This is a genomic window from Serratia ureilytica (assembly GCF_017309605.1).
GTDB lineage: Bacteria > Pseudomonadota > Gammaproteobacteria > Enterobacterales > Enterobacteriaceae > Serratia > Serratia ureilytica.
Genome location: NZ_CP071320.1, coordinates 3,465,470 through 3,491,963, shown reverse-complemented (window position 1 = coordinate 3,491,963; position 26,494 = coordinate 3,465,470). Strand labels below are relative to the sequence as shown.

26 protein-coding genes are annotated in these 26,494 nt (G+C 60.5%); 11 read left to right on the top strand and 15 right to left on the bottom strand.

Features of this window, described 5'->3' with window-relative positions; all coding sequences use genetic code 11:
* Positions 1-24: 24 nt before the first annotated feature.
* The 5 genes from J0X03_RS16345 to ltnD all read right to left on the bottom strand — a co-directional run bounded on the left by J0X03_RS16345 (position 25) and on the right by ltnD (position 5,084).
* Positions 25-1,395 (bottom strand): GntP family transporter, encoded by a 1,371-nt coding sequence (locus J0X03_RS16345; protein WP_033642396.1) that lies wholly within the window; start codon positions 1,393-1,395, stop codon positions 25-27.
* A 106-nt stretch (positions 1,396-1,501) separates the two neighbouring features.
* Positions 1,502-2,278, bottom strand: coding sequence for a 2-oxo-tetronate isomerase (otnI, locus tag J0X03_RS16340; RefSeq protein ID WP_069101075.1), 777 nt, complete (start codon positions 2,276-2,278; stop codon positions 1,502-1,504).
* Positions 2,279-2,281: 3 nt separating this feature from the next.
* Positions 2,282-2,914, bottom strand: coding sequence for a 3-oxo-tetronate 4-phosphate decarboxylase (otnC, locus tag J0X03_RS16335; protein WP_089194452.1), 633 nt, complete (start codon positions 2,912-2,914; stop codon positions 2,282-2,284).
* Complete coding sequence (gene otnK, locus J0X03_RS16330) at positions 2,911-4,170, bottom strand: 3-oxo-tetronate kinase (RefSeq protein ID WP_160204124.1); 1,260 nt, start codon at positions 4,168-4,170, stop codon at positions 2,911-2,913. The genes otnC and otnK overlap by 4 nt, the downstream gene beginning before the upstream one ends.
* Positions 4,170-5,084 (bottom strand): L-threonate dehydrogenase, encoded by a 915-nt coding sequence (gene ltnD / locus J0X03_RS16325; RefSeq protein WP_033642399.1) that lies wholly within the window; start codon positions 5,082-5,084, stop codon positions 4,170-4,172. Before ltnD ends, otnK begins: the two co-directional genes overlap by 1 nt.
* 283 nt (positions 5,085-5,367) lie before the next feature.
* Here ltnD and ygbI point away from each other — a divergent pair, with 283 nt between their 5' ends.
* Complete coding sequence (ygbI, locus tag J0X03_RS16320) at positions 5,368-6,144, top strand: DNA-binding transcriptional repressor YgbI (RefSeq protein WP_033642400.1); 777 nt, start codon at positions 5,368-5,370, stop codon at positions 6,142-6,144.
* A gap of 101 nt (positions 6,145-6,245) precedes the next feature.
* Here ygbI and J0X03_RS16315 read toward each other — a convergent pair whose 3' ends face one another.
* The 4 genes from J0X03_RS16315 to J0X03_RS16300 all read right to left on the bottom strand — a co-directional run bounded on the left by J0X03_RS16315 (position 6,246) and on the right by J0X03_RS16300 (position 8,949).
* Entirely contained in the window at positions 6,246-6,821 is a 576-nt protein-coding gene (locus J0X03_RS16315; RefSeq protein ID WP_160204125.1) for a hypothetical protein, read from the bottom strand.
* A gap of 122 nt (positions 6,822-6,943) precedes the next feature.
* Positions 6,944-7,711 (bottom strand): molybdopterin-dependent oxidoreductase, encoded by a 768-nt coding sequence (locus tag J0X03_RS16310; RefSeq protein ID WP_033650565.1) that lies wholly within the window; start codon positions 7,709-7,711, stop codon positions 6,944-6,946.
* Positions 7,704-8,309, bottom strand: coding sequence for a cytochrome b/b6 domain-containing protein (locus J0X03_RS16305; protein ID WP_147880326.1), 606 nt, complete (start codon positions 8,307-8,309; stop codon positions 7,704-7,706). Before J0X03_RS16305 ends, J0X03_RS16310 begins: the two co-directional genes overlap by 8 nt.
* A gap of 13 nt (positions 8,310-8,322) precedes the next feature.
* Entirely contained in the window at positions 8,323-8,949 is a 627-nt protein-coding gene (locus J0X03_RS16300) for a hypothetical protein (RefSeq protein WP_160204126.1), read from the bottom strand.
* 140 nt (positions 8,950-9,089) lie between these two features.
* Here J0X03_RS16300 and J0X03_RS16295 point away from each other — a divergent pair, with 140 nt between their 5' ends.
* Together J0X03_RS16295 and J0X03_RS16290 are read left to right on the top strand one after the other, a co-directional pair.
* The gene (locus tag J0X03_RS16295) at positions 9,090-9,761 is read left to right on the top strand and encodes a heavy metal response regulator transcription factor (RefSeq protein WP_047025026.1); all 672 of its coding nucleotides are present in this window, start codon (positions 9,090-9,092) and stop codon (positions 9,759-9,761) included.
* On the top strand, positions 9,758-11,176 hold the full coding sequence (locus tag J0X03_RS16290; RefSeq protein ID WP_128868846.1) for a heavy metal sensor histidine kinase: 1,419 nt from the start codon (positions 9,758-9,760) through the stop codon (positions 11,174-11,176). The genes J0X03_RS16295 and J0X03_RS16290 overlap by 4 nt, the downstream gene beginning before the upstream one ends.
* Before the next feature lie 13 nt (positions 11,177-11,189).
* Here the strand turns inward: J0X03_RS16290 and J0X03_RS16285 are convergent, their stop codons facing one another.
* Together J0X03_RS16285 and J0X03_RS16280 are read right to left on the bottom strand one after the other, a co-directional pair.
* Positions 11,190-12,656, bottom strand: coding sequence for a sensor histidine kinase (locus J0X03_RS16285; RefSeq protein ID WP_160204127.1), 1,467 nt, complete (start codon positions 12,654-12,656; stop codon positions 11,190-11,192).
* A gap of 3 nt (positions 12,657-12,659) precedes the next feature.
* Positions 12,660-13,373, bottom strand: a complete 714-nt coding sequence (locus tag J0X03_RS16280; RefSeq protein ID WP_129993291.1) for a response regulator transcription factor — start codon at positions 13,371-13,373, stop codon at positions 12,660-12,662.
* Positions 13,374-13,524: 151 nt separating this feature from the next.
* On the opposite strand from J0X03_RS16280, the gene J0X03_RS16275 reads away from it, so the two are divergent.
* The 4 genes from J0X03_RS16275 (at position 13,525) to J0X03_RS16260 (ending at position 15,808) form a co-directional block, all read left to right on the top strand.
* Positions 13,525-14,136, top strand: coding sequence for a cytochrome b/b6 domain-containing protein (locus tag J0X03_RS16275; RefSeq protein ID WP_033650571.1), 612 nt, complete (start codon positions 13,525-13,527; stop codon positions 14,134-14,136).
* A 10-nt stretch (positions 14,137-14,146) separates the two neighbouring features.
* A complete protein-coding gene (locus J0X03_RS16270; protein ID WP_046686687.1) occupies positions 14,147-14,923 on the top strand; it encodes a molybdopterin-dependent oxidoreductase in 777 nt (258 codons plus the stop codon).
* A 59-nt stretch (positions 14,924-14,982) separates the two neighbouring features.
* Positions 14,983-15,273 carry a pentapeptide MXKDX repeat protein gene (locus J0X03_RS16265; RefSeq protein ID WP_015377176.1) on the top strand — a complete coding sequence of 97 codons (291 nt, stop codon included), beginning with the start codon at positions 14,983-14,985 and terminating at the stop codon, positions 15,271-15,273.
* Positions 15,274-15,337: 64 nt separating this feature from the next.
* Entirely contained in the window at positions 15,338-15,808 is a 471-nt protein-coding gene (locus tag J0X03_RS16260; protein WP_004939115.1) for a YkgB family protein, read from the top strand.
* 44 nt (positions 15,809-15,852) lie between these two features.
* On the opposite strand, the gene J0X03_RS16255 is transcribed toward J0X03_RS16260, so the two are convergent.
* Positions 15,853-17,892, bottom strand: coding sequence for a choline transporter (locus J0X03_RS16255; protein ID WP_004939112.1), 2,040 nt, complete (start codon positions 17,890-17,892; stop codon positions 15,853-15,855).
* Between the two features lie 400 nt (positions 17,893-18,292).
* Between J0X03_RS16255 and betI the strand changes: the two genes are divergently transcribed.
* The 3 genes from betI (at position 18,293) to betA (ending at position 22,187) form a co-directional block, all read left to right on the top strand.
* On the top strand, positions 18,293-18,895 hold the full coding sequence (gene betI / locus J0X03_RS16250) for a transcriptional regulator BetI (protein WP_033642409.1): 603 nt from the start codon (positions 18,293-18,295) through the stop codon (positions 18,893-18,895).
* Between the two features lie 14 nt (positions 18,896-18,909).
* The gene (gene betB / locus J0X03_RS16245; protein ID WP_016928486.1) at positions 18,910-20,382 is read left to right on the top strand and encodes a betaine-aldehyde dehydrogenase; all 1,473 of its coding nucleotides are present in this window, start codon (positions 18,910-18,912) and stop codon (positions 20,380-20,382) included.
* 137 nt (positions 20,383-20,519) lie between these two features.
* Positions 20,520-22,187, top strand: a complete 1,668-nt coding sequence (gene betA, locus J0X03_RS16240; protein ID WP_160204128.1) for a choline dehydrogenase — start codon at positions 20,520-20,522, stop codon at positions 22,185-22,187.
* Between the two features lie 109 nt (positions 22,188-22,296).
* Here the strand turns inward: betA and J0X03_RS16235 are convergent, their stop codons facing one another.
* The 3 genes from J0X03_RS16235 to J0X03_RS16225 all read right to left on the bottom strand — a co-directional run bounded on the left by J0X03_RS16235 (position 22,297) and on the right by J0X03_RS16225 (position 25,435).
* Entirely contained in the window at positions 22,297-23,922 is a 1,626-nt protein-coding gene (locus tag J0X03_RS16235) for an FMN-binding glutamate synthase family protein (protein ID WP_060659753.1), read from the bottom strand.
* A gap of 184 nt (positions 23,923-24,106) precedes the next feature.
* Positions 24,107-24,697 carry a LuxR family transcriptional regulator gene (locus tag J0X03_RS16230; protein WP_004939094.1) on the bottom strand — a complete coding sequence of 197 codons (591 nt, stop codon included), beginning with the start codon at positions 24,695-24,697 and terminating at the stop codon, positions 24,107-24,109.
* A 21-nt stretch (positions 24,698-24,718) separates the two neighbouring features.
* Positions 24,719-25,435 carry an EAL domain-containing protein gene (locus J0X03_RS16225; protein ID WP_016928483.1) on the bottom strand — a complete coding sequence of 239 codons (717 nt, stop codon included), beginning with the start codon at positions 25,433-25,435 and terminating at the stop codon, positions 24,719-24,721.
* A 514-nt stretch (positions 25,436-25,949) separates the two neighbouring features.
* Between J0X03_RS16225 and J0X03_RS16220 the strand changes: the two genes are divergently transcribed.
* Positions 25,950-26,477, top strand: a complete 528-nt coding sequence (locus tag J0X03_RS16220; protein WP_004939088.1) for a fimbrial protein — start codon at positions 25,950-25,952, stop codon at positions 26,475-26,477.
* The last annotated feature ends 17 nt before the right edge of the window (positions 26,478-26,494 follow it).

The following is a 26,494-nucleotide window of genomic DNA, read 5'->3' as shown; positions in this document are numbered from 1 at the left end:
ACGGCGTTCAGTATGCCAGAGAAATCACGCCGCCAGCCACAACAGCCAGGTGAACAGGAAGCCGCTCAGGCCGAGCAGGGTGGTCAACACCGTCCAGGTCTTCAGGCCATCGGCCACCGACAGCCCCAGATAGCGCGTGACGATCCAAAAACCGGAGTCGTTGACGTGCGAAAGCCCGAGCCCGCCGAAACAGGTCGCCAGGGTTACCAGCACCAGCTGCAGCTGATTCAAGCCGCTGACCGCTTCCGACAACAGGCCGCCGGTGGTCAGGATCGCCACGGTGGCGGAACCCTGCGAGGCGCGCAGCGCCAGCGAAATGATAAACGCGGCGGGCACCAGCGGCAGGCCGATGGCCGTCAGCACTTCCGCCAGCGCCTTGCCGACGCCGGACTCCACCAGCACCTTGCCGAACACGCCGCCCGCGCCGGTTACCAGGATCACCACCGCGGCGGTCGGCAGCGCGGCCCCCATCACGTCGCCGGCGTGTTGCAGGCTCCAGCCGCGGCGCAGCGCCAGGAAATAGAAGGCCAACAGCAGGGCGATCATCAGCGCCACCGCCGGCGAGCCCAGCAGCGACAGCGCGTCGCGCAGCGCCGAGCCGGCCGGCAGCAGGGTGGCGGAGACGGTGCCGAGCATGATGATGGCGATCGGGATGACGATCAGCGCCGCCACCAGGCCGGCGCCGGGCGGGTTGATGCGATCGCTGAGCGGCGCGTGATCTTCCGGACGCGGCTCCGGCGCCGCCAGCTGCAGCTGTTCCAGCACCTCTATCGATAACGGATAGGTTTTGCGGTTGAGGTAGTTGGCGGCGAAATAGCCGATAACGCCGACCGGAATACAGATCGCGAGGCCGATAATGGTTAGCCAGCCGATGTCGGCGTTGAGCAAGCCGGCGGCGGCGACCGGGCCGGGGTGCGGCGGCAGCGCGACGTGTACCGTCAACATCACGCCGGCCATCGGCAGGCCGAACTTGAGCGGCGACACTTTGGCGACCTTGGCGAAGCCATAGATAATCGGCGCCAGAATGATAAAGCCGACGTCGAAGAACACCGGAATGCCGAGAATAAACGCGGCGAGGGTCAGCGCCGCGACGGTATGTTTCGGCCCCAGACCCTGGCTGAAACGCTGCGCCAGCGACTCGGCGCCGCCCGATTGTTCGATCATGCGGCCGAGCATCGCCCCCAGACCGATGATGATGGTCACCGAGCCGAGCACGCCGCCCATTCCGGCGGTCATCACTTTCATCACTTCGCCGGTCGGAATGCCGCTGGCCAGCGCCACCAGCAAACTGACCACCAACAGCGCGACAAAGGGTTGCACCTTCGCCTTAATCACCATCAATAACAGCAGCACCACGCCGAGTACGGCAATCAGCAACAGCAGAGAGGTAGACATGAAAAAAGCCTTTCGTTGGGTAAGCGTTGGGCACCGCGATCGCCGCGTGGCGATACGGGTGCGTTTCATTGTTATAAAATCGATTTCCTGGTGTCGGCGTGCGGCTTTAGCGGTAAGGCTTCAGCCAGCCGAGCCCGGCGGCGGTGTCGCCGCGCGGGCGGTATTCGCAACCGATCCAGCCCTGATAGCCGAGCGCATCCAGCTTGTCGAACAGCCACGGGTAATTCAGTTCGCCTTCGTCGGGCTCATGACGATCCGGCACCGAGGCTATCTGGATATGCGCGTAGCGCCCGGCCAGCGTCTCCAGCAGCCCGCTGATATTGCCGTCCACCAACTGCGCGTGGAAAAAATCGAACTGGATGAACACGTTCGGTCTTTCGATCGCCGCCACCGCTTCCGCCGCCTGATGCTGACTGGCGAACAGGTAGTCGGGCTTGACCGGCGGGCTGAGCGCCTCGATCAGCACCTTGACGCCGTGCGGCGCAAAAGCGTCGGCGGCATAGCGCGCATTGGCGATAAAGGTGTCGAGATAACGCCGCCGATCCGCGCTCGCGGGCACCACGCCGGCCATCAGGTGCACGCAGGGGCAGGAAAGGGCGATGGCGTAGGCCAGCGCGCGATCGATATCGGCGCGCGCATCCCGTTCGCGGCCCGGCAGCGCCGCCAGCCCCCATTCGCCGGCGGCGGCATCGCCGGGCGCGGTGTTGAACAGCACCTGTTGCAGGCCGTGTTCGCGCAGTTTCTCGGCCAACAGATCGGCGGGATGCTCGTAAGGGAACAGGAATTCCACCGCGCTGAAGCCCTGTGCGGCAGCGGCGGCAAAGCGATCGAGGAACGGCACCTCGGTAAACATCATCGACAAATTGGCGGCAAATTTAGGCATGGTTCAGCTCCGTAATTCGGCAATTTCATCAGCGGTCAAATAGCGGATCGGACGATCGCCGAGGGTGAAGATCAGCCGCGCCGCATCTTCCATCTCTTCGGTATTGTCCGCCGCCGCTCGCAGGTCTTTACCCGTCACCACCGGCCCGTGGTTGGCCAGCAAAAAGGCGCGGTGGGTCGGCGCCAGGCGGGCCAGATCCTGCGCCAGCCTTTCGTCGCCGGGCCGGTAGTAAGGCACCACCGGCACCTTGCCGACGCGCATCACCACATAGGGGGTGAACGGTTTGATGGCGTTGTCGGCGTCCAGCCCCTGCAGGCAAGAGAGCGCCGTGAGGTAGGTGCAATGCAAGTGCACGACCGCTTTGCATTCCGGGTTGTTCAGATAGAGCGCCCGATGAAAGCTGATCTCTTTCGACGGTTTGTCGCCGGAGAGCCAGTCGCCGTTCAGGCTCACTTTAGACAGGCGATCGGCCTGCAACTCGCCGAGACAGGAGCCGGTCGGCGTTGCCAGCAGCGCGCCGTCCGGCAGCATCAGCGAGAGGTTGCCGGCGGAGCCGGTGGCGTAGCCGCGTTGGAAAAACGAGGCACCCAGGCGCACCATCTCTTCACGCGCCTGCTGTTCAATCGTCATGCTCATACCGGGAACTCCGTTTGCGCGCGCGCGAAGAAGGCTTCATCGCCAAAATTACCCGATTTCAGCGCCAGGGAAATGGCCCGATCGCTGGCGCGCACCCAGGGAACGCCGGGGGAAATGCTGGGGCCGATATGGAAGCCGCGAATGCCCAGCGCCTGCGTCACCACGCCGGAGGTTTCGCCGCCGGCGACGATAAAGCGGCTGAATCCCAACTGGCGCAGTTGCACCACCAGCTCGGCGAACAAGGCTTCCACCGCCTCGCTGGCGGCGGCGCCATGCCGTTGTTGCGTTTGCTGCAGCGACTCCGGCGATGCAGTGGCGTAGATCAGCGGGGCAAGCGTTTCTCCGGCATGGCGCTGCGCCCAGTGCGCCAACTCGACGGCGTAGGCGGCGCGCGTCTGGGGATCGAAGCAACGGTCGATATCGATGGCCTGCGCCGCCGCGCGTTCGCGATAGTGCGCCACCTGCCGGTTAGTCATGACGGAGCAGGAGCCAGACAGCACCGCCGCCTTTTCCCCCTGCGGCGCGCCGGCCGCCTCTGCCGAACGTTCGCCGTTCTGCGCCCATTGCCGCGCCAGGCCGATCGCCAGGCCCGAACCGCCGGTCACCAGCTTCATCGTTTTCAACGCTTCGCCCTGGGTAAGCAGATGCCGTTCGTTGAGCGTGTCCAGCACCGCGTAGCGCACGCCTTCCTGCGCCAATTGCTGCAGCTTCTCGCTGACTGCCTCGGCGCCGCGATCCATTTCCGCCGCCATCACCAGCCCACAGCGTCCGGCGGCCTGGGATTCCATCAGGCGAAGCAGGTTGCTGTCGGTCATCGGCGTGACCGGGTGATGACGCATGCCGGACTCAGACAGCAGCTGTTCCCCGACGAACAGGTAGCCCTGATAGACCGTGCGGCCGTTTACCGGCAGCGCCGGGGAAACAACCGTGAAATTTTCCCCCAGCGCGGCGAGCAGGGCGTCGGTCACCGGGCCGATATTGCCCTGTGCGGTGCTGTCGAAGGTGGAGCAGTATTTGAAGTAGAACTGGCGGCAGCCCTGTTTTTGCAGCCAGGCCAGCGCTTGCAATGCCTGTTCGATCGCCTGCTCTGCCGGGCAGGAGCGCGATCTCAGGCTGATGACGACCGCCTGAGCGTCGACCGGCGTTTCGTCCTGCGGCACGCCGTTCAACTGCACCGTCGGCAGGCCGTTTTGCACCAGAAAGCTGGCGATGTCGGTCGCGCCGGTAAAATCATCCGCGATTACGCCGAGCTGCATCAGAGCGTCTCCTTTTTCTGCGGCAGATCGATGCCGGCAAAGATTTTGATTACCGCGCTGTCATCTTCTTTACCGTAGCCGGCGTTGCTGGCGGCGGTAAACATGGTGAAGGCGGTGGAGGCCAGCGGCAGCGGGAAATGCAGCGCCTTGGCGGTATCCGCCACCAGCCCCAGATCCTTGACGAAGATATCCACCGCCGATTTGGGCGTATAGTCGCCGTCGACCACGTGGCGCATGCGATTTTCGAACATCCAGGAGTTGCCGGCGGCGTGGGTGACGACGTCATACATGACGTCCAGCGGGATGTTGGCGCGAGCGGCCAGCGCCATGGCTTCCGCCCCGGCGGCGATGTGCACCCCGGCCAACAGCTGGTGGATGATTTTTACCGTCGCGCCCAGGCCGATGGTTTCGCCGATGCGGTAAACCTTGCCGGCGATGGCGTCCAGCACGGGTTGCAGGCGCGCGAAGGTGGCGTCGGCGCCAGCGGCCATCACCGTCATTTGGCCTTCTTCCGCCTTGGCCGCCCCGCCGGAAACCGGCGCGTCCAGCATCGCCAGGCCGTAGTCCAGCAGCCGTTGCTCGATCTGTTTGGCGTCATCGGCGGAAATGGTCGAAGACACCATCACCGCCGTGCCCGGCTTGAGCTGCGGCGCCAGGCCTTGCTCGCCGAACAGGATTTGCTTCACCTGCGCGGCGTTTACCACCAGCAGCAACACGGCGTCCAGCTCGGCGGCGAAGTCGCGCGCGCTGGGGGCCGTTTGTTTCGCGCCGGCCTGTTGCAGCGCCGCCAGCGCCTGCGGATTGAGATCGGCGCCGTAGGTGGTCAATCCGGCGCGGAGGCATGAACGCGCGGCGCCCATGCCCATCGCCCCCAGCCCGATGACGCAAACGGCATAATTCCCTGGGTGTGTCATACTGCACTCCTGTTAATTTTAGTGATAATTTGTTTTGTTGTGTTAAATGTAAGCGCTTGTCGGTCGATTATCCGCGATCGTTATCACAATAATTAACAATGCGTGAAACGGATTTTTCGTGCGATTTCTGGCCTAAATCAACATTACTATTATGTTTTTAAATAAGTTTATGTTTGGCTGGCCTAACTGCGCTGGCCGTCACGCTGCGAGAAATAAGGGCTATCGGCGAACGAAAATTGACGTAAAATCACAATTATTATCACCGCAGCAACGAGAGGGAACCGTGATACCTGTAGAACGCCATCAACAAATTCTTGCGCTGGTATCCGAACGCGGCGTCGTCAGTATCGCCGAGCTGACCGAACGGCTGGGGGTGTCGCATATGACGATCCGCCGTGACGTGCAAAAGCTGGAAGAGCAGGGGGCGGTGCAGTCGGTCTCGGGCGGTGTGCAGGCGCCGGAACGGGTGGCGAGCGAACCTTCTCACCAGACCAAAGAGGGGATGTTCGGCCGGCAGAAAATCGCCATCGGTCGGCTGGCGGCGCGGCAAATTCCCGCCAATAGCTGTATCTATCTGGATGCTGGCACCACCACGCTGGCGCTGGCGAAACAGATCGGAGAACGTGACGATTTGACGGTGGTGACCAACGACTTTGTCATCGCCGGGTTTCTGATAGAGCATAGCCAGTGCCGAATCATCCACACCGGCGGCACCGTGTGCCGGGAAAACCGCTCCTGCGTCGGCGAGGCGGCGGCGCAGGCGCTGCGCGGTCTGTTTATCGATCTGGCGTTCATCTCCGCCTCTTCGTGGAGCATGCGCGGCCTGTCGACGCCGAACGAAGATAAGGTGATGGTGAAGAAGGCCATCGTCGAGGCCAGCCGCCGCCGCATTCTGCTCAGCGATACGTCCAAATACGGCAAAGTCGCCACCTATCTGGCGCTGCCGATCGCCGCCTTTGACGCCATCATTACCGATGAGGGGTTGCCCGCCGCCGCGCGGGAGGCCATTGAGCAAGCGGGGATTGCATTGCTGACGGCGGAAAAAGAAGAAGAAGAATAAGAACGAACCGGAATCAGGATGAAAGTTCGGTATCGATGCTACGTGCGGGCGGTTCACTGGCTTCAACGCCGCCGCGTTCACGCCATTCGCGGCGCCTTTGTTCAGCCCATTCTTCGTGGAAGGCTTGCATCTCTTTTTGGTGCCGTTCCTTCATGCTCATAGGGGTTGGGTGGGATTCTGCCGTTAACAGGCGGGATTTCGATGACATATAATCCGTCCTCAATAAGCGCTTGGTTGTACAAATAATGTACGCGATGCGCGTGTTTTTTCAAGAGCGAGTCATAAATTCTGGCTAACGCTGGCCTGAGCGGTACGCTGAAAACTAATCTTGCTTGGTATTGCGTCACAAAAGTGACGATCGCCAGGCCGATGTCATTAATGAAGAGTTGTTCTCGTTCATACCGGGTGTAAGCCATCCTGGTATAGGTATCAAATAAGGATCTCGTTACTTCGGCGCGATTTTCCAATGCTCTTACATCGTACAGTTCCATGACGTAAGCATTGTCCAATACTTCCGAGGCAGGATAAGCCCCAATAAGCCATTGACGCATCCTTAACGTCGCTTTTTTAAAATCAAGGTAATACGCAGCAACGCTGCTGGCTTTTTTATAAACCGTTATTCGATACCTATACTCCGTGACAGGCCGTGCATTGATCTCCCTCACATCAATATCCATGATAAAATCCTTTTTACTATTATTTTTCCTATAGTTATCCCCTTTGTGACGAACAGATTATTAACCGCGGCGGAGACGATCCTCCAGCCGCCGATGAAGGTTGTGCGCAGCGCCGCGCAAAACTAAATGCCGCTGAACCAGTTGTAGCCCTGATCCTCCCAATAGCCGCCCGGATTGACGTCGCTGACGAAGATGGCGGCGATATGTTTGGCGTTTTTGAACCCCAGCTTGGTCGGCACGCGTAGCCGCAGCGGGTAGCCGTAGTCCGCCGGCAGCGCCTTGCCGCCGAAATCCAACGCCAGGATGGTCTGCGGGTGCAGCGCGGTGGCCATGTCGAGGCTGGCGTAGTAGCGATCGGCGCATTTGAAGCCGACGTAACCGGCATTCAGATCCGCGCCGACGTGCTGCAGAAAGGTGCGCAGCGGCACGCCGCCCCATTGACCAATGGCGCTCCAGCCCTCAATGCAGATCAGACGCGTGATCTGACTTTGCTGCGGCAGCCGCTGCAGCTGTTCCAGCGTCCAGGGCGCTTTTTTCTCCACTTTCCCCGCGACCTCAAGCCGGTAGCCGGCGAGATCGATCTCGGGGACGTTGTATTCCGGGTAAAATGCGTTAAAGGGGAAAGGGTGAGTGATCTGGTCCGGCCGGTAAGTTTGCGCCAACCGCTGGCCGCTGAACAGCCAGGCCTGCACCCGGTCGTTCCAGCGCGACATGGCCCACAGCACCTTATCCACCCGATCGCCGTCTTGCAGATTACACCCGGTCAGCATGGCGATGCCGCCCAGCGTCAGCCCGGAGCGCAACATCAGCCGGCGCTGCAGATTGACCAGCTGCTTTTTTTGGTCCGGTTCCAGCGTCGGCGCGGTTGCCCGCTGTTTTTTCTCATTCATGTTTGCCACCCGTTATCATCGCCCACAGGGTTTTGGGCACGACAACCACCATAAAGACGTGGATCACCACAAACAGGCCGATGCCGGCCATGGCGAAGAAATGCACGTAGCGCGCGAAGTCGAAGCCGCCAAACAGCGCGACCAATCCCTGCAGCTGAACCGGTTTCCAAATCGCCAGGCCGGACAGCACCAGTAATAGGCCGAGCGCCAGTACGCCGAGGTACATCAGTTTCTGAATGGCGTTATAGCGGCCATGCCGGTGGCGCAGGCGCAGCGTCATCGCCAGCCAGATATCCTGCCGCAGCGCGTCGGCGCGAAGCGGCAACAGATCGCGGCGAAAATGGCCGCTGAACAGGCTCCACAGCAGATAGCAGACGGCGTTGAGCGCCAATAGCCACATCACCGCCAAATGCCAACCAATCGCGCCGCCCAGCCAACCGCCGAGCGTCATCTGCGGCGGAAAGCGGAAATCGAACAGCGGCGAGGCGTTGTAGATTTCCCAACCGCTCATGAACATGCACACCATGGCGAACAGGTTGATCCAATGAGTGATTCGAACCGGCCAGCGATGCACCGGCGGCGACGCGTTGGTCTTCATGGCATTCCTCCGGTTACATCGGCGGCACGGTGCCGTCTTTGCCGGCGGAAATACGCGTGGCGACGCGCTGGCCCTTATCGTCGGCGGCGGAGAACAGCACGATGTGCACGCCCGGTTTCAGCAGGCTCAGATCGCCCGGATCCAGCGTCACGATCGGCACGTCTTCCGGCACGACGACGGTTTTCTGCTGGTTACCGTAAGTGACGGTCAGGGTGCGGCCGTTGGATTTCACCAGTTTGCCGACGGTGCCGTTGGTCATGGTATCCACTTTGCCGTCGGCGGATTCCCAGGCCGAATGCCCTTCGCCGGTGCCGCGCAGGCTGGCGGCGAACACGTGCACTTCCAGTGCCTTGAGCGTGCCGTCCGGCTGCGGCACGGCGGCGGTGCCGATAAAGCTGTCCGGTTTGATATCGTCCAGCGTGGCTTTGGAAACGCTGAGCACTTTAGTTTGATCGTTCAGCTTGACGCTGAGTGTCTCGCCCTTGCGGTCGGTCAGCTGCAGATTACCGTCGGTAACCTGCGTGATGGTGCCGCGCAGCGGCGCAATCACCTTGCCCGGCGTTTGGGCGGCGGCGGCCAATCCGCTGGAAAGCAGTAACGTGGACAACAGTAAACCGGCTATACGATGACGGGTAATCATAACGTTCTCCTGAAATGAGTTTGCCGGTTAAGCATGGTTGACCTACTGGGTCAGCGCCATGGCCGTTTGATGACATTAATGTCATCAAGTTTGTCCGCCGAAGCTGCTAGTATTTTTGCAGACGTAACGAGGTGGCGAGCATGCGAATACTGGTAGTTGAAGACGATATCGGCACAGGGGATTACCTGAAGAAAGGGCTGGGGGAAGCGGGCTACAGCGTCGATTTGGCGCGCAACGGCACCGACGGGCTGTTTCGCGCGTTGGAGCAGGACTACGATGCGATCGTGCTCGATGTCATGCTGCCGGGGCTGGATGGCTGGCAGATCATCGAGGTATTGCGCAAGAAAAGCGACGTGCCGATCCTGTTTCTCACCGCCCGCGATGGCGTGCAGGATCGCATCCACGGTCTGGAGCTGGGCGCGGACGACTATCTTATCAAACCGTTTTCCTTTACCGAGCTGGTGCTGCGTTTGCGCACCTTGCTGCGCCGCGGGCCGGCGCGCGAAGCCGATCATTACGCTATCGCCGATCTGCAGTTGGACGTGTTGCGCCGCCGGGCGGTGCGCCAGGATCAGGTGATCCCGTTGACCAATAAAGAATTCATGCTGTTGCATCTACTGGTGCGGCGCGAAGGCGAAGTGCTGTCGCGCACGCAGATCGCCTCTCAGGTGTGGGACATGAATTTCGACAGCGACACCAATGTGGTTGACGTGGCGATCAAACGCCTGCGCGCCAAAATCGACCGGCCGTTCGACGTCAAGCTGATCCACAGCGTGCGCGGCATCGGCTATGTTTGCGAGCCGCGCTCGTGAACGCCCGAGCTTCACGTCGGCCGGTGTCGCTGACGCTGCGCACCGCCACGCTGTTCGCGCTGGTGGCCGCCTGCGTGGTGAGCGGGGCAGGCTGGTATCTGTTCGGCGCGATGCGCCAGGAAATGACGCTCCGCAGCGATCTGCAGGTGACCGGGCGCGTAGAGTATTTCCGCCATTTACTGGGGCAGCGCTTTCCTTTGGCGCGCCTGACCGCCAATAACGGCCTGTTCGAAAATATGCTGGGCAATGAACAGGATGTGTTGATTTTCCAAATTCCGGGGCAAAAACCGCTCATCAATGTGAATCCGGCCAGGGTGGCCCTGCCGCCGATCGCGCCGACGCCGCCCGAACAGGCTCAGACGCTGGCCGCCGTGCGCGGCGGGGAGACGGCGCAGGGGGTGCCGCTGCGCGCGGCATCGGCGATGGTGCGTCTGGAAGACGGCAGTTTGCTGCAGATCTCCGCTGCGCACGTCATGGTCAACGAGCAGAAGATGCTGGCGCGTTACCTGTGGCGCATTGTCGCGGCGGTCATTGTGGCTTTCCTGCTGATTGCGCTGCTGGGCTATGGGGTCATGCGCCGGGGATTGAAGCCGCTATGGCGCATGGCGGCGCAGGCGTCCGAGATCGCGCCCAATACATTGTCCACTCGCCTCAGCGAACAGGGAGCGCCGAAGGAGTTGCAGCAGCTGACCCGGTCGTTCAATGCGATGCTCGATCGGTTGAATGAAGGCTATCAGCGGCTGACGCAGTTTTCCGCCGATCTGGCCCATGAGATCCGCACGCCGGTGGGCGCGTTGATGGGCCAGTGTCAGGTGGCGCTGTATCAACCCCGCAGCGTGGAGGAGTACGAAACCCTATTGTCGAACAATATGGACGAGCTGGAGCGTATTTCGCGCATGGTGGAAAACATCCTGTTTCTGGCGCGCGCCGGTGAGGCGCAGTCCGCGCTGAACTACAGTCGTCTGGAGGTGGCGACCGAGCTGCGGCGGGTGGCGGATTACTTCGAAGGGCTGGCGGAAGAACGCGGCATCGCGCTGAGCTGCGAAGGGGAAGGCGCGCTGAAGGCGGACGCGATGTTGTTCCAGCGGGCGCTGAGCAACCTGGTGGCCAACGCGGTACGTTATGCTGATGAAAACAGCCTGATCGTGTTGCGGGCTGAACGGCGTGCCGATGCCTGGTGGGTGCAGGTCATCAATCAGGGGCCGCCGATCGCGCCGGCGCATCTGGAAAAGCTGTTCGATCGTTTCTACCGCGCCGATCCCGCGCGCAGCGCCGGCAGCCACGCCAGCGGCCTCGGGCTGTCCATCGTGCGCGCCATCATGACGCTGCACGGCGGTGAGGTGCGCGCCGAATGTATCGAGCGCGCGCCTGTCGCCAGCCTCATTTTCAGCCTGCGGTTCCCGCTAGCGCAATAACCGATATGCCGGATTAACGCGGCGGAATGGCAAAGCGGAAGCAGGCGCCGCTTTGTGGTTGTTCTATCAGCTGAATGTCGCTGTCGTGCAGTTGCAGAATGCGCCGCACGATCATTAACCCCAGCCCACCGGCGGGGCGTCGGGCGCCGCTCAGGATAGACGGCCGCACGAACAGATCGGCGCGCAGCGTCTGCGGAATGCCGGGGCCGCTGTCGCTGACCTGCACCATCACCTGGTCTTCCTGCCGCCACAGCCGCACGCCGATGTCGCCGCCGGGTGGCGTATGGCGAATGGCGTTGTCCAACAGGTTGGTCAGCACCCGCTCAATCATGCTGAGATCGGCGAACACCGGCGGCACGCCGGGGGCGATGTCGGCGTGCAGCCGCTGGTTGCGCGCCTCCGCCGCCAGCTCGAACTTCTGGAACACGTCCTGCAGCAGCTCGCTGAGGGAGAAGGGTTCTTTCTGCGGTTTCACCACGCCATATTCCAGCCGCGCCAACTCGAACAGCTCCTGCGCCAGCTTGCCCACCTTGCGGCTCTGCGCCAGCGCGATCTCCAGATAGCGCCGCCGATCGGCGTCGCTCAGGGTGGCGGCCTTGACCGACAGCGTTTCCAGATAGCCGTGCAGCGAGGTGAGCGGGGTGCGCAGATCGTGCGAGACGTTGGCGATGAATTCGCGCCGCAGCCGATCCTGCTGCGCCAGCGTTTGCCACTGTTCGGCGAGGCGCTGCGCCATGCGGTGGAAGGCCTGTTGCAGCTGGCTGACCTCGTCGCGCCCGGCCGGCACCGCCGGTAGCGCCGCGTAGGCCTGCACGGCCTCAATGCCGCCGCTGTCCAGCGCATTGACCTGACGGGTCAGGCGCCGGATGGGGCGAGTGACCCAGTAGAACGCGAAACCGCCGGCCAGCAGGCTGAACAGCACCATCACCCCGGAGGTCCACAGCGCCATCCTGGCCGCCGAGTTGAACTGGGCGTTGCTGGCCAGCGCCGTGTACTCTTCACCGAGCAAGACCACATACAGATAGCCCTCGACCCTGCCGTCGACCTTCAGCGGCGCAACGCTGAACACCTTGCGCCCGTCCGCGCTGCGCGGATCGTCGCCGTACACCGGCATCTGCGCGCCATCGAGCAGCGCCTGCAGCGGCGCCAGCGCGACCCGCTGCCGCTTCAGATGCCCGGCCGGCGCGGCGTTGCCGATGATTGCGCCCTGTTTGTCGAGCAGATAAACCTCAACGCTGGGGTTCACTGCCATCAGCTGATCGAACAGGGTATGCACCGCCTGTGGATCCGGCCCGTTCACCCCCAGCAGCGGATTGCTGTCGGCGATATGCTGCGCCAGGTTGCCGGACAGGCGCTGTATCACCGCCTGGCTGTACTGGGTATTGCTGCGCACCTGCATCCAGCCGGAAAAGGCGCAGCCGATGACGATCAGCAGCGCGAAGATAATCGTGAGGCGTTGCGCTAACGTAAGGTTTTTCATGGCTCACTCTTGCGGCGCGGCCGCGAATTTATAGCCCATGCCCCACACCGTGAGGATGCGCTCGGGTTCCGCCGGGTTGCGCTCGATCTTGATGCGCAGCCGGTTGATATGGGTGTTGACGGTGTGCTCATACCCCTCGTGCTGATAGCCCCAGACCTGATTCAACAGGCTGAGGCGCGAGAACACCTGGCCCGGGTGGCGGGCGAAAAAGTACAGCAGGTCGAATTCGCGCGGCGTCAGCTCGATCGGCTGTTGGTGCAGGCGCACTTCGCGGGCGATGGGATCGATGGTCAGATCGTTGAAGCTGAGCGCGCCGGCGTCCATGCGCAGGTTGCGGCTCATCGCTTCCTGGCGGCGAAACAGCGCCTTGACCCGCGCCACCAGCTCCAGCATGGAAAAGGGTTTGGCCAGATAGTCGTCGGCGCCCAGCTCCAGCCCCAGCACGCGGTGCACCTCGCTGGAGCGCGCGCTGGTGATGATGAGCGGCGTGTAGCGCGTCATGGTGCGCGCCCGGCGGCAAATCTCCAATCCGTCCACGCCCGGCAGCATCAGATCGAGGATCAAGGCGTCCCAGCCGCCCTGTTCCAGCATCGCCATGCCCTGATTGCCGTCGGCGGCGTGGCTGATGGCGTAACCCTCGTCACGCAGATGCAGCTGCAGCAGCTCGGCGATGTCGCCGTCGTCCTCGACGATCAAAATTCGTTTTGGCTTGTCCATTCTCATTACCGCTGATTAGCCCGATTCTCTCTGAAGTCTACACAACCGCCACCGGCGGAGTTATCACATTTTATTTAACTTTACGTGAGGTCTTGGGGAACAAATCCGGGGAATACTCGGTTCATCGCATCGTTAGCTGGCAGGAATCGTTATGAGCCTCACCCTCACCCCGGAACAACGACAGACCGTACATCCGCTGTGGCTGCGGTTAACGCATTGGCTGAATGCGCTGGCGATGCTGATCATGGTGACCAGCGGTTGGCGCATCTACAACGCTTCGCCGCTGTTCAACTTCAGCTTTTTCAACGAGCTGACGCTCGGCGGCTGGCTGGGCGGCGCGCTGCAGTGGCACTTCGCCGGCATGTGGCTGTTTGGCGTCAACGGACTGTGTTACCTGCTGCTGAACCTCGCCAGCGGGCGCTTCAAACGCAAATATTGGCCGCTCAGCCCGAAGCAGTTTCTCGCCGATGTCGGCGCGGCGCTGCGCGGCAGGCTGCAGCACGCCGACCTGCGCCACTACAACATGGTGCAGCGCGTGGCCTATCTGTCGGTGATGCTCCTCGGCGTGCTGAGCGCGCTGTCCGGGCTAGTGCTGTGGAAATCGGTGCAGTTTCCGCTGCTGCGCACGCTGCTCGGCGGCTATGAGGCGGCGCGCTATATCCACTTTTTCGCCATGTCGGCGCTGGTGGCCTTCGTCGCGATCCATTTGGTGATGGTGGCGCTGGTGCCCCGCACGCTGCTGGCCATGCTGCGCGGACGTTAAGGAGTTCACGATGAAAAAGGATAAACAGATCATGACGATCGTTGAAGGGCAGGCGATCGTCAAAGAAGCGCAGCGCTTGTTGACCGCGTCGTCCCGCCGCCGCTTTCTGCGCAACGGCCTGACGCTGGGCGGTATCGCGATGCTTACCGGCTGCGATCTCAGCGGCAACGCCAACGTCGAGCAGGCGCTGAGCCGCATTTCGCGCCTCAACGATCGGGTGCAGGGCTGGCTGTTCAACGGCGATCGCCTGGCGCCGGTCTACCCGGAGTCGATGATCACCCGGCCATTCCCGTTCAACGCCTTTTACGCCGAGGAGGACGCGCCCGACATCAACGGCGACGACTATCGGCTGGAAGTGGCGGGGTTGGTGCAGGACAAGCGCGCCTGGAGCCTGCCGCAGCTGCATCGGATGGCGCAGGTTAGCCAGGTGACGCGTCATATTTGCGTCGAGGGTTGGAGCGCCATCGGCAAGTGGGGCGGCGTGCCGTTCGCCAACTTTCTTAAGGTAATCGGCGCGGATCTGAGCGCCCGCTACGTCAGCTTTAAATGCGCCGACGACTATTACACCAGTATCGACATGGCCACCGCGCTGCATCCGCAGACGATTATCGCGCTGACCTACGATGGCCAGACCTTGCCGCGCAAGTACGGCTATCCGATGAAGCTGCGCATGCCGACCAAGCTGGGCTACAAGAATCCGAAGCACATTCAGGTGATCGAGGTCACCAACCGCTTCCCGGGCGGTTACTGGGAAGACCAGGGTTACAACTGGTTTGGCGGCAGCTGAGGCGGCCGCCGGCCATTCTCCGGCACTCCGGTGCCTTTGACATGACGGAAGGAAATACCATGAAAAAGTTATTCGCAATGATGATGTGCAGCGCGCTGATGCTGGGCGTGGCCGGCGCCAACGCCGCGGACGGCATGAGTAAAGACGCGATGAAAAAGGACGGCATGAGCCAGATGTCGCACGACGGCATGGCGAAAGATGGGATGAAGAAAGAGTGCATGGGCAAGGACTGCATGAAGAAAGACAAAATGGGCAAAGACGCCATGAAAAAGGATGGCATGGCGAAAGACAGTATGGCCAAAGACGGCATGAAGAAAGACGAGATGAAAAAGGATGCGATGGGGCACTAAGCCGCCTCATCCCGCGGCCGCAAGCGGCAAACCGCGGCGGCTGCGGGCAACATAAGGAGAGAGGATGATGTTGGCGACATGGCTGCGGCGCTTTCGGCGCTCGAACGGGGACGTTATCTTTATGCGCGCGGCGCTGGTGGTGATCTTCGCCGCCTTCGGCTACGCCAAATGGTTTGATTATGAGGCGCAGGGGCTGGTGCCGCTGATCGGCAACAGCCCGCTGCTGAGCTGGATGCATCAGGCGTTCGGCATTCGCGGCGCCAGTTATGCATTGGGCGTCGCCGAATGGAGCTTCGGTTTACTGCTGCTGGCGGGATTCTGGTCGCGGCGTCTGGGTTTGCTGGGGGCGATCGGATCGACGGTGACCTACCTGACCACGCTGACGCTGATCTTTTCCACGCCGGGCGCCTGGGAGCCCTCCGCCGGCGGTTTTCCCGCCATGGCCGGGGCCACCAGCTTTTTAATCAAGGATCTGGTGTTGCTGGCCGGCTCCCTGGTGCTGCTGAAGGCCGATTTGCCGGCCGAGCAGGCATAAAAAAGGGCGTAGCCTGGCTACGCCCTCTGGATATTTCTCGGCCGTCACATATCCGGGAAGGTCAGGGTGCCCCCCGGCGCTTCGCGATGAATGTGCAGGAAGTTCAGGTGCTTCTCGTACTGGTCGAGAATATCGCCAATCACCTGTTCCTTGCTGTAGTCCATCAGGTCGTTGCCCTGGGTGCCTTCCATCAGGAAGGTTTCCAGCCGGTAGTAGTGCGACTTGCCGGAGCGGGCACGGTAGGTGAAGCCCGGCACCGAGTAGCGCATCGGCCAGATCTGATAGATAAAGTTCTGTTCCTCGCCCAGGTGCACCAGCAGCTCCAGGTGGTTCAGGCGTTCGTCTTCGGTCGGCGGCACTTCGCTGAACTCCACTTTCGCGCCGCGCAACTCCAGCTCGCGCGCCACGTCCTGCATCGCCGGACGGCAAACCTTATCCAACATTTTCTGCGTGTACTGCGTGCCCGGGTAGTTCATCACCCGCGACAGACGCTGTTTCCAGTTGAGCACGTCGTGGCTGGAGACCGGCACCGGCGCCAGGGTGCTGAGCGCGCTGGCCTTGCGGTAGTCCTCCACCCGCAGCGATTTGTACAGCCCGGCCATCACGAAGAAGATCACGAAGCTGAACGGCAGGCCCATGATCACCGTGGTTTTCTGCAGCGCCGGCACGCCGTCGGTCATCAGCATGCCGATGGTCAGCAGGCCGATGGCCACCGACCAGAAAATCCGCAGCCAGTTCGGCGCATCATTATTGATATCGGCCAGGCGCGAGGTGAAGTTACCCAGCACCAGCGAGCCGGAGTCCGCCGAGGTGACGTAGAACAGCAGGCCGGTGATGGTGGCCACCGAGGCGCTGAAGGTGAAGCCGGGGTATTGCGCCAGCAGGCTGTAGAAGCCGCGCTCCGGGAACTGCATCACTTCCTGCGCGAACTCGGCGTTGCCGTGAATGATCTGATACAGCGCGCTGTTGCCGAAGATAGACAGCCACAGCAGGGTGAACACGAACGGAATGATCAGCGTGCCGACCACGAACTGGCGAATGGTGCGCCCGCGCGAGATGCGCGCCAGGAATAGGCCGACGAACGGCGACCACGCCACCCACCAGGCCCAGAAGAACAGCGTCCAGTTGTTCATCCACTCCACCGGCCGATCGAACGCGAAGCTGTTGAGCGTCATGCCCATAAAGCGGTTGACGTAATCGCCGACGTTAAGCACCAGCGCGTTGAGCAGGAACTCGGTGTCGCCGAAGAACAGCACGAACAGGATCAGACCCAGCGCCAGCAGCACGTTCAGCTCGGACAGGATGCGGATGCCCTTGTTGACCCCCGAGGTGACCGAGATGGTGGCCATGATCACCGACAGCAGGATCAGCGAGCCCTGCACCGTCAGGTTTTCCGGGATCTCGAACAGCACCTTGAGGCCGTAGTTGAGCTGCACCACGCCAATGCCCAGCGTGGTGGCGATGCCGAAGATGGTGCCGAGCACCGCGGCGATGTCCACGCTATGGCCGATCGGGCCGTTGATGCGTTTACCGAAGATCGGGTACAGCGCCGAGCGAATGGTCAGCGGCAGATTGTAGCGATAGCTGAAGTAGCCGAGGGCGATGCCCATCAGCGCATACATCGACCAGCCGGTCAGGCCGTAGTGGAACAGCGTCCAGACCATCGCCTGGCGCGCGGCCTCCAGCGTTTGCGCGTCGCCTTCCGGCGGCATCATGTACTGGGTCACCGGCTCGGCGACCGAGAAGAACATCAGGTCGATGCCGATGCCGGCGGCGAACAGCATCGCCGCCCAACTCATCAGGCTGAACTCCGGTTTGGACTGTTCCGGCCCGAGCTTGATAGAACCGAAGCGCGAGGCGGCGATAAACACCACGAACACGATGTACAGCGTCGCCGCCAGCAGGTAGTACCAACCGAAGGTGGTCGACACCCAATTCAGCGTGCGGGTGATCCACTGCCCGGAGAAGTCGGTGAAAAAGATGGTCATCAGCGAGAAGGCCAGGATCAGCCCCGCCGAGGTGAAGAAAACCACAGGGTTGAGGCGGTCCTGCTGCGGTTTGGAGGAGGTTTCGCGTGTTGTCATCGTCATCCTCTGAACTGAGTAAAATCGTGCCGCTCCGCATTTCGGGGCGCGTTGGCGCCGCCGGAAAACGGGCGAATGAAGGCGGCGGCCATCCCCATGGGAATGGCCTGAACGATGCCGCTTTCGCCTGCTTATGAAGCACCGGAGCGCTTCGCGGCGGGAACCGCTTACAGCCACTGATTTTGGTCAGATTCGTTAATTACCTCACAAAAATCAGCCAGTTCCACAACCAGAAAATACATTTTTTTAACCAGGCGGCAATAAAATATATGCAATTTTTATTGAACGTTCAATCAAAAAAAAGTTTAATAGTCCTCATGATGACCTGAATCACGGGCGAAACGGCAGTGAAATTTGCCCGCTGAGATAAGGCCGAAGTCGGTTTTGTGAGAGTCGAAATATGCCAAAGGTAGGAATGCAGCCAATCAGAAGGCAGCAGTTGATTGATGCCACGCTCGCCGCGGTAAACGAAGTGGGAATGCATGACGCCACCATCGCGCAGATCGCGCGGCGGGCCGGCGTTTCCAACGGCATCATCAGCCATTATTTCAAGGATAAGAACGGCCTGCTGGAAGCCACGATGCGCTATCTGATCAGCCATCTGGGCGAGGCGGTGAAGCTGCGGCTGCAGGCGCTGACCGACAACAGCCCGGCGGCGCGGCTGCAGGCGATCGTCGCCGGCAACTTCGACGACAGCCAGATTAACAGCGCGGCGATGAAGACCTGGCTGGCCTTTTGGGCCAGCAGTCTGTACCAGCCGCAGCTCAACCGCTTGCAACAGGTGAACGGCCGTCGGCTCTATTCCAACCTGTGCGCCGAGTTTCGCCGCGTTATGCCGCAGCCGCAGGCGCGGTTGGCGGCCAAGGGGCTGGCGGCGCTGATCGATGGGCTGTGGCTGCGCAGCGCGCTGCGCGGTTCCGCGTTCAATCAGGCGCAGGCGCTGGCGCTCACGACCGAATACATCACGTTCCAACTCCGGGGGCAAACGCCGCCCGGAGGATAACTCAAGGAGATCCTATGTCCCGTTTTGGCTTGCAGAAGCTCTATATTCATGGCGCCTATGTAGACAGCACCGCTGGAAAAACCTTCAACGCCATTAACCCGGCGAACGGCGAAGTTCTGGCTGAAGTCCAGTCCGCCGGCGCTGAAGACGTCGATCGTGCGGTGGCCAGCGCGGCCAGCGGGCAGAAGGTGTGGGCGGCGATGACGGCGATGGCGCGTTCGCGCATCCTGCGTCGCGCGGTGGATATTCTGCGCGAGCGCAACGATGAGCTGGCGGCGCTGGAAACGCTGGATACCGGCAAAGCGATGTCGGAAACCACCGCGGTGGATATCGTCACCGGCGCTGACGTGCTGGAGTACTACGCCGGCCTGATCCCGGCCATTGAAGGCGAGCAGATCCCGCTGCGCGATACCTCGTTCGTCTACACCCGCCGCGAGCCGCTGGGCGTGGTGGCCGGCATCGGCGCCTGGAACTACCCGATTCAAATCGCGCTGTGGAAGTCCGCGCCGGCCCTGGCGGCGGGCAATGCGATGATCTTCAAGCCGAGTGAAGTCACGTCATTGACGGCGTTGAAGCTGGCGGAAATCTACACCGAAGCCGGCCTGCCGGACGGCGTGTTCAACGTGGTGACCGGCAGCGGGGCGGAAGTGGGGCAGTACCTGACCGACCATCCGGGCATCGCCAAAGTCTCTTTCACCGGCGGGGTGAAAACCGGCAAGAAGGTGATGGCCAACGCGTCGGGTTCGACGCTGAAGGAAGTCACCATGGAGTTGGGCGGCAAATCGCCGCTGATTATCTTCGACGACGCCGATCTGGATCGCGCCGCCGATATCGCCATGATGGCCAACTTCTACAGTTCCGGCCAGGTGTGCACCAACGGCACCCGCGTCTTCGTGCCGGCGGCGCTGCAGGCGCAGTTTGAGGCGAAAATCCTCGAGCGCGTGAAGCGCATTCGCCTCGGTGACCCGACCGATCCGCAGACCAACTTCGGGCCGCTGGTCAGCTTTGCGCACATGGAATCGGTGCTGCGCTTTATCGAGAGCGGCAAAAACAGCGGCGCGCGCCTGCTGTGCGGCGGCGAACGCGTCACCCACGGCGAATTCGGCAAGGGCGCTTATGTGGCGCCGACGGTGTTCAGCGACTGCCGCGACGATATGGAAATCGTGCGCGAGGAGATCTTCGGGCCGGTGATGAGCATCCTCAGCTACCAGAGCGAAGAGGAAGTGGTGCGCCGCGCCAACGACACCACCTTCGGCCTGGCCGCGGGCGTGGTGACCCACGATCTGGCCCGCGCGCACCGCGTGATCCACCAGTTGGAAGCCGGCATTTGCTGGATCAACACCTGGGGCGAGTCGGCGGCGGAAATGCCGGTCGGCGGCTACAAGCAGTCCGGCGTCGGCCGCGAGAACGGCCTGACGACGCTGGAACACTACACCCAGATCAAATCGGTGCAGGTCGAGCTGGGCGAATACGCCTCGGTATTCTGATCTTCCCGTCGTCTTTCGAGCCGCAGCCGCGTTGGCTGCGGCCGACAATCTCTAGAGCGCCCAAATACACAGCCTGTTGCCGAGCCGCGCTTCGCGTCTTTGCCTGACCAGGCCTCTATAAAGTAAGGAGATAATGAATGGAATTTGACTACATCATTATCGGTGCCGGTTCAGCCGGCAACGTGTTAGCCACCCGATTGACCGAGGACGCCGACGTCAGCGTCCTGCTGCTGGAAGCCGGCGGCCCGGATTACCGGATGGATTTCCGTACCCAGATGCCGGCCGCGCTGGCGTTTCCGCTGCAGGGCCGCCGCTATAACTGGGCGTATGAAACCGATCCTGAGCCGCACATGAACAACCGCCGGATGGAATGCGGCCGCGGCAAAGGGCTGGGCGGTTCATCCCTGATCAACGGCATGTGTTACATTCGCGGCAACGCGATGGACTTCGACAACTGGGCCAAGGCGCCGGGTCTGGAAGACTGGACCTATCTGGACTGCCTGCCGTATTTCCGCAAGGCGGAAACGCGCGATATTGGCCCGAACGATTACCACGGCGGCGATGGCCCGGTGAGCGTCACCACGCCGAAGGTCGGTAACAACGAACTGTTCCACGCCATGGTGGAAGCCGGCGTGCAGGCGGGCTATCCGCGCACCGACGATCTGAACGGCTATCAGCAGGAAGGGTTCGGCCCGATGGACCGCACCGTGACGCCGAAAGGGCGCCGCGCCAGCACCGCCCGCGGTTATCTGGATCAGGCCCGTTCACGGCCGAACCTGAAGATCGTTACCCATGCGCTGACCGACCACATCGTGTTCGACGGCAAGCGCGCAGTGGGCGTTAACTATCTGCAGGGCGACAGCAATCAACTGACCCATGCCAAAGCGCGCCGCGAAGTGCTGCTGTGCGCCGGCGCCATCGCCTCGCCGCAAATTCTGCAGCGTTCGGGCGTCGGCCCGGCGGCGCTGCTGAAAAGTCTGGACATCAACGTGGTGCACGATCTGCCGGGCGTCGGAGAGAACCTGCAGGACCACCTGGAGATGTATCTGCAGTACGCCTGTAAGAAACCGGTGTCGCTGTACCCGGCGTTGCAATGGTTCAATCAGCCGAAAATCGGCGCGGAATGGCTGTTCAACGGCACCGGCGTCGGCGCCAGCAACCAGTTCGAGGCCGGCGGTTTCATCCGCAGCCGTGCAGAGTTTGCCTGGCCGAACATTCAGTATCACTTCCTGCCGGTGGCGATTAACTATAACGGCAGCAACGCGGTGAAAGAGCATGGCTTCCAGGCCCACGTCGGTTCGATGCGTTCGCCGAGCCGCGGCCGGGTGCAGGTGAAGTCGAAGGATCCGCGCCAGCACCCGAGCATTCTGTTCAACTACATGGCGACCGAACAGGATTGGCAGGAGTTCCGCGACGCTATCCGCATCACGCGCGAAATCATGGCGCAGCCGGCCTTGGACGAATACCGCGGCCGCGAGATTAGCCCAGGGCCGGAGGTGCAGACCGACGAGCAGCTGGACGCCTTCGTGCGCGAGCACGCCGAAACCGCCTTCCACCCGTCCTGCTCGTGCAAGATGGGCGAAGACGAGATGGCGGTGGTCGACGGCCAGGGCCGGGTGCACGGCATGGAAGGATTGCGGGTGGTGGATGCGTCGATTATGCCGCTGATCATTACCGGCAACCTGAACGCCACCACCATCATGATCGCCGAAAAGATCGCCGACCGCATTCGCCAGCGCGCGCCGTTGCCGCGCAGTACCGCCGACTACTACGTCGCCGGCGATGCGCCGGTGCGCAAGCAGTAACCGACACGCCCTCTCGCCGTTGAGGGGGAGGGCCGCCGTAGCAAGCAACCCCTCTCCATATGCTCTTCCCCAAGGCGAGGGGGCAACTCTCTTTTTATTCCTTATCCCATCATGCCGCCGGCAGCGAGATTGCCTGATCGAAACTGTTGGGCGTCGCCATGCGCCACATGCGAGCGTAGAACTCGCTTTTGATATCCGGCTGCAGCAGCGCGCCCGGCTCCAGGTAGTAATAGATATCGGCGTACACCTTGATCTCGGTCGGCGTGATGCGGCGCAGCATATGGTGTGAGGTCAACTGCTCCGGGCGGCTGACGCCGGCCGCCGCCAGCATGTCCGCCAGCGCTTTCACCGTATTTTGATGGAAGTGATAGACGCGCTCCGCCTTGTTCGGCACCACCAACGCCTTCTGACGCAGCGGATCTTGCGTCGCGACGCCGGTCGGGCAGTGGTTGGTGTGGCAGCTTTGCGACTGGATGCAGCCGACGGCGAACATAAAGCCGCGCGCCGAATTCACCCAGTCGGCGCCGAGCACCAGCACGCTGGCGATGTCAAAGGCGCTGATGATCTTGCCGCTGGCGCCAATCTTGATTTGGTCGCGCAGGCCGCAGCCCACCAGCGTGTTATGCACGAACAGCAGCCCTTCGCGCAGCGGCATGCCCATATAGTTGGAGAGTTCGAGCGGGGCGGCGCCGGTGCCGCCTTCCTTGCCGTCCACCACGATGAAGTCCGGCAGAATGCGGGTGTGCAGCATCGCCTTGACGATGGCGACGAACTCCCACGGGTGGCCGATGCACAGCTTGAAACCGACCGGTTTGCCGCCTGACAGCTCGCGCAGCTGCTGGATGAACTGCATCATTTCCAGCGGGGTGGTAAAGGCGCTGTGCGAGGCCGGCGAGATGCAATCCACGCCTTCCGGCACGCCGCGGGTGGCGGCGATTTCCGCATCCACTTTTTTCGCCGGCAGAATGCCGCCGTGGCCCGGTTTGGCGCCCTGGCTGAGCTTGATTTCAATCATTTTCACCTGCGGGCTTTGCGCCTGTTCGGCAAAGCGGCGCGGATCGAAATGGCCGTCGGCGGTGCGGCAGCCGAAATAGCCGCTGCCCAGCTCCCACACCAGATCGCCGTTGTTTTCGCGGTGATAGCGGCTGATGCTGCCCTCACCGGTGTCGTGGTAGAAATTGCCTTTGGCCGCGCCGAGGTTGAGTGCGCGAATGGCGTTGGCGGAGAGCGCGCCGAAGCTCATCGCCGAAATGTTGAAGATTGACGCGGAGTAGGGCTGGCGGCAGTCGGCGCCGCCGATGGTGATGCGAAAACTGGTGGGATCGGCGGCTTCCACCGGCCGCATCGAGTGGCCGATGCATTCATAACCGGTTTGGTACACGTCCAGCAGGGTGCCGAACGGCTTGTCGCCCATCTCGTTTTTCGCCCGGCGATACACCAGCGTGCGCTGGGTGCGGGAGAACGGGATTTCTTCATTATCCTGCTCGAGGAAATACTGGCGCAGTTCCGGGCGGATGAACTCGAAGAAGAAGCGCAGGCGGCCGATGATCGGGTAGTTGCGGCAAATGGCGTGGCGCTGCTGCGTGAGATCGTAGATACCCAGCACCATCAGGCAACCGCAGGCCAGGGCCGGCAGCCAGAACCACGGATGGTTGTGCATCATGATCAAGAAAACCAGGGTGAGCAAGATGCTCAGCACAAAGCAGGTATAGCGGCTGAATAAGGACGACTTCATAACATCTCCTGATGTTTATTTTTAATCCACACGACATGACTCACGGATAATCCGTGTGCAAATCGTAGCCAACAGGAGAGGATGTTGTGTGTCTGTTGCTGCTTTGTCGCCGGTTGTTACATTAATTTAACTCGGCGAGGGGGCGGGTTGCCGCGCGGCGTACCGCGCAACAAACCAGGGCGTGTTATTTGCCGGCGACGAAGATGGTGCTCATGCTGCGCAGCCGCAGCTTTTTCATCGCGCTGTATTTCTGCGAGAAGATGGTTTTCGGGTGCGTGCCGCGTTTTTCCGCGATATGCAGCAGGCTGTCGCCGCGCAGCAGATTGAAGATCACGTCGCTTTCCGCCGGGCTGAGCTCGCGGGTTTTCTGCACCCGGATACCGCCCGGCTCTTTGCTTTCCAGCAGCCGCTGGATTTTTTCCTGCAGCGAATAAAGCGGAATGCGGGTGGAGACCAACTCGACGGAAATCCCCAGGATCGACAGCAGTTTCACCACGCGCTCGTCGTCATAGAACACCAACAGGCGCGTTTTGCTGTTGTACTGCTGGTGCAGGGACACCAGGCTTTCGATCACGTTGACGCTCTGCTCCAGGTTTTGCGAGGTGAAAATCAGCGCGATATCGTGCTTGGTGATCTTTTCCGCTTTGGCGCCGCCGTGCATGAAATCGGAAAACAGGCGGATATCGTACGCGCCGTAGTGTTTCTTCAACAGCACCGACAGGCCAACATAGCTGTACTTACACTCACTAATCACAAGAACGTTGTTTTTAGACATAGGGCAAACACCAATACCGAGTTAAAAGTATTCAGCTGTAAGAAGCGAGTTCAAATCCTTGATGCTGGATTCCTTCCACAGCTTTCCCTGCAGTGCGTAATATGGCATTTCATCCAGCCATTTCTTGTGTTCGGGAGTTTCAACTCCTTCGATAATTACCTTGTAATGATTAAGGTAAAAGAAGCGCAGTAACGCGCGCATCAAGCCCTCGCCGCCGGACTTTTTCATAAAGTCCCAAAGCAGAAAACGATCGAGCTTAACGAAGCGGAACTGGCTGTTGTACAACGCGGAAAAACCCGCATAGCCAGAACCAAAATCATCGAGCCAAAATGAATAACTATTCAATGACGGATCGCCGTGCACGCGATCTTTCACCAGCCGGGTTGAATTCTCGCTGATCTCAAAATGAATACAGCGCAGGGCATTAATTCTTTCGGCAAAGTGAGTATTCGCCAGCGATTGCAGGGAATAATCGTCAACATTCAAAGTGGCTATCACTTGGTTTTCATGAAACCAGTGTTTGTATTTATCGATCAGATTTATCTGATCCATCAAAATCTCAATCCGGGTAGCGCTGTCGGCATGGCGAAAGAACTGTTCAGGAGAAAAATGGGCATATTCGCTATTAAACGTAAAGCGAGACAGGCATTCAACGGCCAGCAATTGTCCCGATTTCGCGAACATTGGCTGGAAAACATAATTAATGCCGTTATTTTTCTCTCTGAAAGAACCGCTCATTTCCCAATCCTTGGATTGATATTTAACTTGTTGATTTTAAATGATTAAAAAGAAAGTTACTCCGTATTTTTTGGTAAATTTCTTATTTAAAGCGTCAGGATGGCCGAAACGTGTCGACAGACCATTTAACGCGGAATTCGTGCCAAAGTCCAAACGTCGCAATCTGTTACTAAATGTAAATATTCGGGATAATATTCTGATTTTCAGGCCTTAACGCAAAATGTTGAACTCTGCAGCTTTCCCAAACACAGATTATTCCTATTCATATGAATCGTCAACATCGATCGATAGGTATCCGCCGATAGTTTATTCCTATCAAGAGGGGCCTTATGAATGTTTTAAACGATTTAACATTAAGAATATGCTTAGTCTATATTTCGTCCGGCAATGAGTTCATCGAGGCAACGCTCCTTTTCAGCAAGGGAGTGCTATCGCTGAGTGTATGCTCAGTGGCGGCAATATATATATAAGCCCGCCACTGAATCGATTATTTTATTGTTCTATGGAGCTGGAAATGAAAAAAGTATTATTGCCTTTGGCTGCCCTGGTATTGTCTGCAACTGCTTCCAACGCAATGGCGGCAAACGGCAACGTTAAATTCACCGGTGAAATTGTACAGTCCACCTGTAAAGTTGTTGATAAAGACCAGAATAAAGAAGTTTACCTGGGTAAATATCCTACCACCGCTTTCCCAACTGCCGGTTCTACCAGCGGTGCTAAAGCTTTCGATATTAGCCTGGAGAAATGTGAAGCGGGTAACTACACCCTGCGTTTCGACGGTAACACTCCAGCTGGCCACCCAGAGCTGTTGGCTGTAACTGGCGGCGCAACTGGCGTTGGCGTTGAAATTCTGGATAACAACGGTTCTACTCTGCCAATCTCTCAGGAAGTGGCTACCCCAGCTACCGTAACTGTTGCTGCTGATGGCGATAACCCAGGCGCTGCGACTTTCAACCTGCGCGCTCGTTACAAATCCTTCCAGGATCTGGTAACTGCCGGTCAGGCAAACTCTAACGCTACCTTCACCATCGAATACAAATAATTCGCTGGCAGGATAGA